We start from the raw sequence: 5,609 nt of genomic DNA, 5'->3' as shown, positions 1-5,609 counted from the left end.
CTTGTTGGAAAGAGGAATCCAGCGCTCGGGGGCATTCAATTCTATGGGGGGCTCTGTAGCACAAATACGACACTACAGCTCAGAAATATAACAACGAAAAACAGTCAACCTATTTCAGGACTTGACAAAAAGCTTAGCAGCGAATTAAGTGGGTCGGGTTGTGGGTCAGTTTGATCCGAGACGATCGTTTGGGAAACTCCGCTTTGCCACAGGCGGAATAGGCCGGTTATGAAATCAGCCAGGCTGCCTCTTCGCATCTGAGATCGGCTGTCCGGAGATGGTGCGCTTCTGAATTTAACAAGCTCGCCACCCACTCGATATAAAAGACAGCCGATTTTGGTTGACGCCTGACCGGGCTTGGAAATCCTGACTTCAAAATCAAGACAGGTGAGATATGAAAAAAACGTTGATGTTCCTCATGATGATGGCGGCCGCTTTGGGCTTGGCGGCTCAGACCGGGCTGTTTGGCATATCCTTTGGCGACGACCTGAACAGGGCGGATTCCCTGATGTCCCAGGCCGGTTTTGTGGCTGAAGACGTCGAAGGGACTATGGTCAAGTACTATTCGGACTACAACAAGCTGGTGGAATCGGTGGTGCTGTTCGTTCAGCCCGATATGGAATGGGTGGCCGGCTGGTTCGTATTGTATTATAAGGAAAACACCGAGCAGCAGGATAGATACGTTTTGGATAGACTGCACCGGATGCATGGGGAAGAAGTTTTGATCGATCAGGAAGCGCAGTTCATAACTTGGTTCTTTGACGACACGCGCACTGTGACTTACGGATACGCTTCCACGGGAAACCTCTGCGTGTATTACCACGACAGCCATTTTGAAGAGGTATTCGACCTGCCTCCCTCGGCCCTGCGCCGGATCACGGAAAGCAAAGAGTAGCACGGGAATAAGCTCCGGCAGAGATCAGGTCCGCTGCCAAGGACCATCAACAAAGGAATCCAACCTGCCTTCCACTTTGGCTTGTGCTTTGGACTTGACAAAACAGGCGTGTCCAAAATTATGGAAGATTAAGCAATAAATAAATTAACATCATAGATCACAGTATCTTAGGGAGTTTACAAATGAAAACTGGCGGCTGCCGTTTTGGAACGCACCGGGTGCTGGAACCCCGCGGGGTCCTGCCCCAACCAGCAAGAGTCCTGGACAACGACATGAGCGAGATCTGGGACAATGAGCTGCTCATCGACGTGATCCGCCTGAACGTCGATTCGGCCTCATTCCATCAGATCAAGAACAAGCTGATCGCCCAGGGCCACAACGACCTGGAGCAAACCTTTGCCGCGCATGCAATCGACCTCACCAACCGCACGGGCAAACACAAGAACGAGGACACCGGTTCCGGCGGCATGCTGATCGGCCGGGTCGCCCAGATCGGGCCGAAGTTTGAGATGGAAGACGAGATCAAGGTGGGCGACTCCATCGCCTCCCTGGTCTCGCTATCGCTCACTCCGCTCAAGATCAGAAGGGTCAAACGCGTTTTGCTGGACAAGGACCAGGTGGAGATCGAGGGTCAGGCGATCCTCTTCAGCAGCGGGATCTATGCCAAACTCCCTCCGGATATGGATGAGAACCTTGCCCTGTCCGTGCTGGATGTGGCTGGCGCTCCAGCCCAGGTGGAACGGCTGGCCAAGCCAGGTGAGACGGTCGTGATCATCGGAGCCAACGGCAAGAGCGGAATCCTCTGCAACGCCGTGGCACACGAACGGGTGGGCGTTTCCGGCAAGGTCATCGGAATCGTGCGCAATGAGAACTATATCCAGACCTGCAAAGAGAGCGGCTGCGACGAGGTGATCATCACCGACGCCACCGACGCTTTGGCAATCCAGCGTGAAGTTGCCCGCCACACCAGAGGCCAGATGGCGGACCTGGTGATCAACGTGGTTAATATCGAGGACACGGAACTGCCTTCCATCATGGCCTGCAAGGATAGAGGCACCGTCTATTTCTTTTCCATGGCCACCTCCTTCACCAAGGCCGCTTTGGGTGCCGAAGGCATTGGAGCAGATGTGGACATGATACTGGGCAACGGCTACGCGCATCACCACGCCGCGATATCCATCGACCTGCTGCGCCGCAATCCGGTCTTGATGAAACTCTTCAAGGAAAGATACACGGATTAGGAAGGAAAAAATGGCAGAGATAATCAAGATCCGCAACATCGCCACAGCAAAGGAATGGAACGACTGGCATTGGCAGATCAGGAACCGCATCACGGATTTCAAGACATTAAGGAAATACATCCAGCTCCAGCCGGAAGAGGAAGCGGTGGCAAAATCCAAGAGCTATTCCTTCCGCATGGCGATCACGCCCTACTACCTTTCCCTGATCGATCACAAAAACCTCCTCGATCCCGTGCGCCTGCAGGCCATACCGCGCATCGCGGAGAGCAAGCTCGATCCTTCGGACATGCCCGATCCTCTGGCCGAGGATACAGATGCTCCGGTACCCGGCATGACCCATCGTTACCCCGACCGCGTGCTTCTTCTGATCACCGATCAGTGCTCTATGTACTGCCGCCATTGCACCCGCCGCCGCAAAGCCGGCGAGCACGATGCCCCCATGCCGCGGGAGAATGTGGACAAAGCTTTGGCCTACATCGAAGAGCACAAAGAAGTGCGCGATGTGCTGCTCAGCGGAGGAGACCCCCTCACCCTTGGCGATGAGCGCCTGGATGAGCTTTTGGGCAGGCTGGCCAAGATCAAGCATGTGGATATAGTCCGCATCGGATCCCGGGTGCCGGTCGTGATGCCGCAACGCATCACCGATGGCCTGTTGGATGTTTTCAGAAAATACAAGTTTTTATGGCTGAACACCCATTTCAACCATCCCCATGAGATCACTCCCACGTCCGCAGCCGCTTTGGCCAGAATTGCCGAGGCGGGTGTACCGCTTGGAAATCAATCCGTTCTCCTCAAAGGCGTGAATGACAACGTCGATGTGATGAAGGCACTGGTGCACGGACTCGTTCGCAACAGGGTCCGCCCCTACTACCTCTATCAATGCGATCTTTCTGAAGGGATCTCCCATTTCCGCACTCCCGTGTCCAAAGGCATAGAGATAATCGAATCCTTGCGCGGCCATACCTCCGGCCTCTGCGTTCCAACCTACGTTGTGGACGCGCCCGGCGGCGGCGGCAAGATCCCGGTGATGCCCAACTACCTGATCTCTCAGATGCCTGGAAGAGTGGTCCTGCGTAACTATGAGGGTGTCATCACCAGATACACCGAGCCGGGATACGTACCCAGCGAAGATAAGAACTACAAAGCCCTCTGCCCAGCTGAAAGGAAATCCAGGGAAGGTGTGATGGCCTTGCTGCGTGGCATGCAGGTTTCAATCGGCCCGGCCGAGACCAAGCGCAACAAGCGCCGCAAAAAGTAACAAGGCGGTTTGATTCTGATCGCTTCAAGCGCTGGGGAGCGAGGCTCCTTCGATTGGTTGCACGGCGATGCCGCGATCGCGATCGTTGGCATCTGCAAGAATGCCGGCAAGACAAGCCTGCTGAACCATCTTCTCGCCCTGCGCGGCGAACAGGTCTGGGGAGTTTTCAGCACAGGGATCGACGGAGAGGAGACCGATACCGTCTTCAAGATCCCCAAGCCCAGGGTCAGGCTAGGTCCGGGCATAATTTTCTGTTGCGACACTCCCATCCTGGACAGCCATGGCAGTTCCGTCTCAGTGCTGGAAAAACTGGCTTTCAGCGCTCCCTTGCGCCCGCTGTGGCTGGCCCAGTCGGAAATTCCCATCCAGACAGAGATCACAGGCCCGGCCACCCTAAGCGGCCAGATCAATGCTTTGGAGCGGATGCAAAGCCTGGGTGCGGAAAAAGTGCTGATCGACGGCTCCCTGGACCGCAAATCGATCGCCCTATCCGACGCTGTGGATGGCGTGGCGCTGCTGATCGGAGCCAGTTTTGGCAGCATTCCCCAGATCATCGCAGAACTCAAGCGCTTGGAACTCCTCAACCGGATCACTGCCTATTCCGATACCGTCAAAGGATACCCAGAATACTGTCTGCTTCTGGATTCCGAACAAGTATTGGTACAACGGGACAAAGAATGGGAGCCGTCCGGGATGGCTTCACTCTTGGGAGACGAAAAAGAACTGCGAGCTCTGCTGGAACGTCCACTTCGGAAGATTTATATCCCCGGAGCGATAACGGACGCGGTTTTTTCCAGGATCAAAGAACCCCTGCAAAAAGCGGGACCCCCCATCGTTCTGCGCCATCCCGATTGCCTGAAGCTTTCATATCCAAAGCTCGAGCAATTTGCGAAAGAATTTTCAGCCCAAGCCCTCATCCCCTTCAAGATCAGGTCTTTTGTGCTCAACAGCATGTCCGTGGGCACGCAAACCGTCGACGCGGCAGAGTTCAGAGGCAGGCTGCGTGGGGAATTCCCCCACCTGGACCTGCCCGACATCAGGGAGTTGGAAATATGAGCAATCGAGACCAGATCACCAACGTCACCGTCAACCTGGGCCTGGCCTGCAACGTGATGCTATCCATCCTGAAGACGGCCGTGGGCATTTTGGGCCACTCACAGGCGCTGCTGGCCGATGGCATCAACTCCACTTCCGACGTGGTCTATTACGTTGCCGTGAAGATATTCATGCTCCAGGCGAACAAGCCGGCCGATCCCGAACATCCCTATGGCCATCGCCAGCTGGAAAGCATTTCCGCCATCGTCGTGGGTGCTTTCATCCTCACCACCGGCATCGCCATCTTTTGGGAATCGATCAACAAGGTCTACGACCTGCTTTCCAATTACAGCGATTTCCAGCCGGCCTCCCTGCTCGTTCTGTTCATCGCCAGCGGCACCTTGCTGCTCAAGATATACCTGTACATTTTCTCGCGCCGCAACTTCCGCCGCACCAGCAATCCCACTCTCCGCGCCCTCTCCAACGACCATTTCAACGACATCCTGGCTGCCGTGGCCGTGATCGTGGGCGTGGTGATGGCCAGGCTGGGGATATATTGGATGGATCCCGCGGCCGGTGCGATCGTTGCCATATTCATCATCAGGACGGGAATCACCATCATTCTGGAATCCTCGGCCGAACTGATGGACAAGGTGCCGGATGACGATTTCCGCAGGGAAGTGCGGAGGATCGCGCTCTCCGTCGAGGGTGTACGGAATGTGGAACTGCTGGGCGTGCACCGGTTTGGAACATTTTTCACCATCGACATGACTATCTGCGTGGACGGAAACATCAGCGTCGACGAGGGCAACACCATCTCGCACATCGTGGAGGATAATCTGATGCAACATTTTCACAGCGGACTCAGGAAAGTGATGATCCACTTCCATCCTGAACCTGGGCAGCTTCCATGACCGTGGGCAAAAAAATACTTTTGGCCTTCAGCGGCCTCTGCCTGTTGAGCTTCACCCTGCTAGCCTTTTTCGACACTTCCGGCAGGCGTGGCGCGGATGACGCCTCCAATCTTGATCCCTACGGCGGTGAGGGCTGGATCGTGGCAGTGATTCCGCCCGGCGGCAGCATTTTCTCCGTCTTGGAAAAGAACGGCCTGCCCCTCAAGGAGATCGGGCTTGTCTCCTTTCATTTCGGCAATTTTGTGGACGTAACCACCATTCAACCC

6 protein-coding genes are annotated in these 5,609 nt (G+C 55.4%); all 6 read left to right on the top strand.

The genetic code is table 11. The annotated features are described in order from the left end of the window. Positions 1 to 394 precede the first annotated feature (394 nt). A complete protein-coding gene (locus K0B87_09140; protein MBW6514900.1) occupies positions 395 to 895 on the top strand; it encodes a hypothetical protein in 501 nt (166 codons plus the stop codon). Positions 896 to 1,077: 182 nt separating this feature from the next. Next, the gene (locus tag K0B87_09135) at positions 1,078 to 2,136 is read left to right on the top strand and encodes a zinc-binding dehydrogenase (GenBank protein MBW6514899.1); all 1,059 of its coding nucleotides are present in this window, start codon (positions 1,078 to 1,080) and stop codon (positions 2,134 to 2,136) included. Positions 2,137 to 2,146: 10 nt separating this feature from the next. Then, complete coding sequence (gene ablA, locus K0B87_09130) at positions 2,147 to 3,394, top strand: lysine 2,3-aminomutase (GenBank protein MBW6514898.1); 1,248 nt, start codon at positions 2,147 to 2,149, stop codon at positions 3,392 to 3,394. A 9-nt stretch (positions 3,395 to 3,403) separates the two neighbouring features. Next, the gene (locus K0B87_09125; protein ID MBW6514897.1) at positions 3,404 to 4,450 is read left to right on the top strand and encodes a hypothetical protein; all 1,047 of its coding nucleotides are present in this window, start codon (positions 3,404 to 3,406) and stop codon (positions 4,448 to 4,450) included. Then, positions 4,447 to 5,343, top strand: coding sequence for a cation diffusion facilitator family transporter (locus K0B87_09120; GenBank protein MBW6514896.1), 897 nt, complete (start codon positions 4,447 to 4,449; stop codon positions 5,341 to 5,343). Before K0B87_09125 ends, K0B87_09120 begins: the two co-directional genes overlap by 4 nt. Continuing rightward, positions 5,340 to 5,609 (top strand): M23 family peptidase (locus K0B87_09115; GenBank protein MBW6514895.1); only part of this gene is annotated, 270 nt, incomplete at its 3' end. The genes K0B87_09120 and K0B87_09115, both read left to right, overlap by 4 nt.

The organism is Candidatus Syntrophosphaera sp., from assembly GCA_019429425.1.
Classification (GTDB): domain Bacteria; phylum Cloacimonadota; class Cloacimonadia; order Cloacimonadales; family Cloacimonadaceae; genus Syntrophosphaera.
Note: the sequence above shows the minus strand (reverse complement) of the source record. Positions and strands in the feature narration are given on the sequence as shown.

Bases quoted from the DNA above. Each gene is read 5' to 3' on its own strand.
- K0B87_09140 (MBW6514900.1), top strand. From the start codon at position 395: ATGAAAAAAACGTTGATGTTCCTCATGATGATGGCGGCCGCTTTGGGC.
- K0B87_09120 (MBW6514896.1), top strand. From the start codon at position 4,447: ATGAGCAATCGAGACCAGATCACCAACGTCACCGTCAACCTGGGCCTG.
- K0B87_09135 (MBW6514899.1), top strand. From the start codon at position 1,078: ATGAAAACTGGCGGCTGCCGTTTTGGAACGCACCGGGTGCTGGAACCC.
- ablA (MBW6514898.1), top strand. From the start codon at position 2,147: ATGGCAGAGATAATCAAGATCCGCAACATCGCCACAGCAAAGGAATGG.